This is a genomic window from Pseudarthrobacter chlorophenolicus (assembly GCF_000962805.1).
Classification (GTDB): domain Bacteria; phylum Actinomycetota; class Actinomycetes; order Actinomycetales; family Micrococcaceae; genus Arthrobacter; species Arthrobacter chlorophenolicus_A.
The window spans coordinates 1-5,028 of sequence record NZ_JZTW01000037.1 but is presented as its reverse complement, the minus strand read 5'-3'; the positions used below and the strand labels follow the sequence as shown (position 1 = coordinate 5,028).

Genomic DNA, 5,028 nt, shown 5'->3' with positions numbered 1-5,028 from the left:
GGCTGCACAAAATTTGAAACCAGCTGTAAAAACCATGCCATCCACGGGATGGACAACACAGCAAATTCAACCAATCACATTACATAATCGGTATCAACAAACTTGGCACACTATTGAGTTCTCAAACAACAGACACACCCGGCACCACCCAAACACACGTTCAGGATCGCTCCGGAGCAACTTTCCAAACTTACCCGATCCCCAGAAGCTTTGCAAACCGGCGTTTCCGCCAATCACAAGCCCACAGGAAAGGTCCCCACCCTCATCCGGCACGCAAAGCTGCGAACCATTTTCAGGCTGTTCAGAAGGGGGTCGGTCGCTTTCTTTCCGCATCAGCGGCGGCGACTCAGAAAACAATACACGCCCACCAACCCCACAGCAAATCGACCCCTAACCAACAAGATGGCCCCCAAAACCCCTGCAACCACGGGGATTTCGGGGGCCATGAGCATTGCCGGGCAGCCCGAAGGACCGAAACTTCCCTTTATGCAGTGGCTCACATGTTGCTGGGCCTATGGGCGTACCCGCAACACGACCGTGAAGTCGGCGTCCCGGGGTGACAGGCGGTACGGCTCAAGGACTCCCGGACCGCAGGCTCCCGTACCCACACCCCGCATGGCGTTATCGAGGTAGATGTAGGTCCGCCCGTCGGCTGCCAGGTCAGGCCGGTGCGTCGCTTCGTTGAGTGCGGCCTGGCTGTAGGGGCGTACCGTCAGGGCAAAGGGCTCGCCGGCGATGTCCAGCGTGGCACTATCCATCTCAAGGGCTGCCGACCGGACGCCGGCGCGTGCACCGGACTCCTGGGGCCGCGCATACTCCACATCGAGATCACCCAAGGGCAGGGAGAACCATCCCGTGCGGGTGCCTTGCCCCGTATCCGGGTAACCCTGGTGCGGCCCCTGCCCGAACCAGCTCACCGCTGACGTCTCGCCGTCAAACACCAGTTCCAGGCCGATGCGGGCCCATTCCACGTCGAAGCCTGCGTTGATCCAGGATCCCTGCGGCCGGACCTGGGTGCGGAGAGCCAGTGATTCACCGTCGCTGGTCCACGTGTAGTCGACAAGGACCCCGAACTGCTTGTCTGCGGCACCCACCCTGGTGCTCGTGACGAGCTGCTCCCCGCCGTCGGCGGCGCGTTCAGCGCTAATGCCAAGCAGCCGCACATGGAGCCGGTCCAGTCCCGCATCCTTCCACTGGGTGGCCAGGGGCCGGGGGTCGGCGCCGCCCCATTCCCTGCCCAGGTCGTTGTCAGTGGGAGGCCACCACAGTGAGAGCCCCAGCCTTTCGACGCTGAGGTCGCCGATCCGCGTGGGCATCCCGGTCAGCCTGCTGAACACCGCCGGGCCCAGCCGCAGCTGATCGTCAGTGGCGGTAACGGGTTCAACAGCGCGGGGCTCTTCAAAACGTGAGACTCCACGGACGGACTGGCCCCACGCGATCTCGTGGCCAGCACTGGCCCATGGCGTCGCAGCGGCAAGAACGGCGCTGACGGTGAGGACTGCCAGCCCGTCCGTGTGCGGGAGGCCGGCCGGCAACGCAACTGTGGCCGCGGACTGCGGCGCGACGCGCGGAACCTCCACCGTGCCGCCGTCGATAGTGTCGCCGTCGGCCTCCACCGTGTACTGGAAGCTGAACGCGGAGGTGTCAGCGAAATCGTGTCCGTTGTGGACGGTAAAGCCGGACCAGTCCCCCGCAACCTGGATCCGCAGCGGCGCAACGACGCGCTTGAAGTCGAGGAGGCCGGGCCGGGGTTGGCGATTGGCGTCCACCAGTCCGTCGGTGACGAAGTTGCCGTCGTGAATTTCCTCACCGAAATCACCGCCATAGGCGAAGTGCTCACCGCCGCCTGGCGTGGGGACCGTGATGCCGTGTTCCAGCCACTCCCAGACGAAGCCGCCCATCAGCCTGGGGTGGCGTTCAAAGAGCTCCTGGTATTCGGTCATTCCTCCCGGGCCGTTGCCCATCGCGTGAACGTATTCGCACAGCACGAAGGGCATGGCACGGCGCCGGGCATCCAGCTCGGGGTCATCGAGTGGGGGCTCCGTTCCCTGTCCAATCAGTGCAGTCTCGGCCTGGTTGGCGTACATGCGGGAGTACACGTCAACATACGGGGAGGACCAGTCACCCTCGTAGTGGATGGGGCGGGACGGGTCACGTTCCTTGGTCCAGCGGGACATTGCGGCCAAGTTCCGGCCGGTCCCGGATTCGTTGCCCAGGGACCACATGACGACGGCTGCATGGTTCTTGTCCCGCTCCACGGTCCGGCGCACCCGGTCCAGCAGGGCGTCTTCCCACTGGGGATCATCGCTCGGGTTCTGGGCCCAGCCGGCGCTCTCGAACCCGTGGGTTTCGAGGTCGCATTCAAGTACGACATAGAAACCAAGCTGGTCAGCCAGGGCAAGGAATTCCGGATGCGGCGGATAGTGCGAGGTGCGGATGGCGTTGATGTTGTGCTGCTTCATGAGCTTGAGCTCCGCCTCCATCACCTCGTGCGGAACCACGCGCCCCAGCCGGGGGTGGTGCTCGTGACGGTTCACCCCGCGGAGCAGGATCCGCCGCCCGTTCACCTTGAACTGCGAGTCTTCGATGGTGATGCTGCGGAATCCCAGCTGCAGGGACACCGTTTCGGCCGGGGTGCTGACGGTGGCCTCGTACAGGCGGGGCTCCTCTGCCGACCAGGGCGCCACGGATGGCAAGTGATGCTCCTGGCCGGCCCTAAGCTCCAGGCCCAGTTCGGGAACGCGTACGACGGCGTCAATCGCCTTTCCGCCCCGGCTCGCCTCCACACGCAGTACACCTTCGCCCGTGCCGGCGTCGTAGTCGGCGTGGACGAAGACGTCATCGATGCCGTCCGCGGGGCGGGCTTGAAGGGTGACGTCCCGGAAGATCCCCGGGAGCCACCACATGTCCTGGTCCTCCACGTAGCTGGCGGCCGAGAACTGCGCCACCCGTACGGCGAGGATGTTGCCGCCTTCCGTGAGGATTCCTGAGACGTCGAATTCGTGGGCAAGGCGGCTGCCGCGGGTGGTGCCGAGTTCGACGCCGTTCAGCCACACCGTGCCGGCGGAGTCGATGCCGTCGAAACGCAGCAGTGCGTTGGGGAAGAACTCCGGTCCGGCGTGGAACGTCAGGAGGTGGTCGCCAATGGGGTTGGCTTCCGGCACATGCGGAGGTTCCACGGCAAACGGAAACTGGATGTTGGTGTACGCCGGTGCGCCGTGCCCGTGCATGGGCCAGCTGGACGGCACCGGCAGGGTTTCGAAGCCGTCCAGATCCTGGCCCAGCTGCCATCCTTCTGCGGGGGCGCTGCGGATGCCCGCGCTGAGGCGGAACTGCCAGTCGCCGTTCAGGGACAGCCGCGGCGCATCGCTGGCGAGATAGGCCCGGGGAGCAAGCGCACCCCGCCCCGGAGCCACTGAAGACAACTCGAGAACACCTTCGGCGCCGAGTTCAAGGCTGCGCGGCACAGCATCGGAGGCAGCACTTGCAACAGCGTTCGACACCGTTATGGGGGACTGGACAGGCATGGGACTTCCTTGAAGGCTGGGGGCAAATTGCTTTCTTCGTGAACGTTCACGTTGCGCACTTACAAGCCTAGCCGTTCGGTCCCGGCATGGGTAGGGTGCGTTTGCACATCAGCCCACCCTAGGCCGACTGGCGCACCACCAGTTCGTGCCGCAGGAGCAGGGCCGAGTCACTGGCCCTCGGTTCAATAGCTCCGGACAGGAGGCCTTCAAGAAGGCCGACGGCGGCCCGGCCCACGGATCTCAGGTCCAGGGACAGCGTGGTCAGCTCGGGGGACACCAGCTCCCCCAGTGGTATTCCGTCCATCCCGATCACTGCGACGTCCCCGGGCACGTTCCGTCCTGCGGCTTGCAATGCCTTCAGTGCGCCAGCCGCCATCAGGTCATTGAAGACAAGGAGTCCGTCGAGTTCGGCCTTACCGGCCAGAAATGCGGTGACTGCCTCCCGGGCGTGGACAGCGGAAGGCTCCGCCGCAAACTTGAGCAGCTGAAGCCCGCGTTCTGCTGCGGCGGCGGACACCGCAGAGCCCCTGCCCGCGGCGATGCCGCCCTGTCCCGAGTCCAAGAAGGCGATGCTCCTGCAGCCGCGGGCCACCAGCCTCTCCAGGCCCAGCCGGGCTGCGTAGGCGTAGTCAAAGGAGATCGAGCCGGCAGCCGGTGCCTGGGGGTCATCCAACCCGACGATGGGACGCCGGCCCAACATCGCCTGGGCGGCGACTGCATGGTCCCCAAGGTAGCCGATGAGCGCGTCCACCTGGGGTGCCAGCCGGGCAGCAGCGTCCAGGGCGTTGCCTGTGCCATGGCCATAGTCATCCACCACCACGTTCCACCCCCGCGCCGTGGCTGCCTCAACAACACTTGAGGCAAACGCGGGGAAGTACGGATTGGTGAGGTCGGGGATGGCCAGGCCTATCGACGTCCGCGCACCCTGGACCAGGCCCTTGGCAAACCGGCTGGGCGTGTAACCCAGCTCTGCCGCGATCCGCTGCACGCGCTCCCGCGTGGCCTGGCTGATGCCGGTCATATCGTTCATGGCCCGGGTGACCGTCTGCCGCGAGACGCCGGCCGCGGCAGCAACATCGAGGATGGTGGCACGGCCCTGTCGCGGCTCTGGGGATCGGGGACTCATAGGCCGTAAGTCTATGCGGCCGGCAGCAGAGCGCCTCCCCGGCCCGGGTGACGCGCGCTCGGTTGTGTGGGTTGTTGGGGTGGGTTGCCCTATCAGATATCGCACCTAACAGGGGGTGTTAGGTGCGTTATGTGATGGGGCATCTGCCCGGGGGCCCGTGGTGTGGGTGCCGTGGCCAGATTTTTGGTGGGTGTGTGTGGTGGTTAAAGTCGTAGGGCCCTGACGTTCCTTGTCAGGGCCCTACGTAATTTATGTCCGGCGGTGTCCTACTCTCCCACACCCTCCCGGGTGCAGTACCATCGGCGCTGTGGGTCTTAGCTTCCGGGTTCGGAATGGGACCGGGCGTTTCCCCCACGCTATGACCGCCGTAACCCT

2 protein-coding genes and 1 rRNA gene are annotated in these 5,028 nt (G+C 65.2%); all 3 read right to left on the bottom strand.

Going from position 1 to position 5,028, the window contains the following annotated elements; all coding sequences use genetic code 11:
• Window positions 1–512: 512 nt before the first annotated feature.
• Complete coding sequence (locus UC32_RS19910) at window positions 513–3,527, bottom strand: glycoside hydrolase family 2 TIM barrel-domain containing protein (protein WP_082072237.1); 3,015 nt, start codon at window positions 3,525–3,527, stop codon at window positions 513–515.
• A 118-nt stretch (window positions 3,528–3,645) separates the two neighbouring features.
• The gene (locus UC32_RS19905; protein ID WP_045732903.1) at window positions 3,646–4,653 is read right to left on the bottom strand and encodes a LacI family DNA-binding transcriptional regulator; all 1,008 of its coding nucleotides are present in this window, start codon (window positions 4,651–4,653) and stop codon (window positions 3,646–3,648) included.
• Between the two features lie 253 nt (window positions 4,654–4,906).
• Window positions 4,907–5,023 (bottom strand): 5S ribosomal RNA (gene rrf / locus UC32_RS19900).
• Window positions 5,024–5,028: the final 5 nt, after the last annotated feature.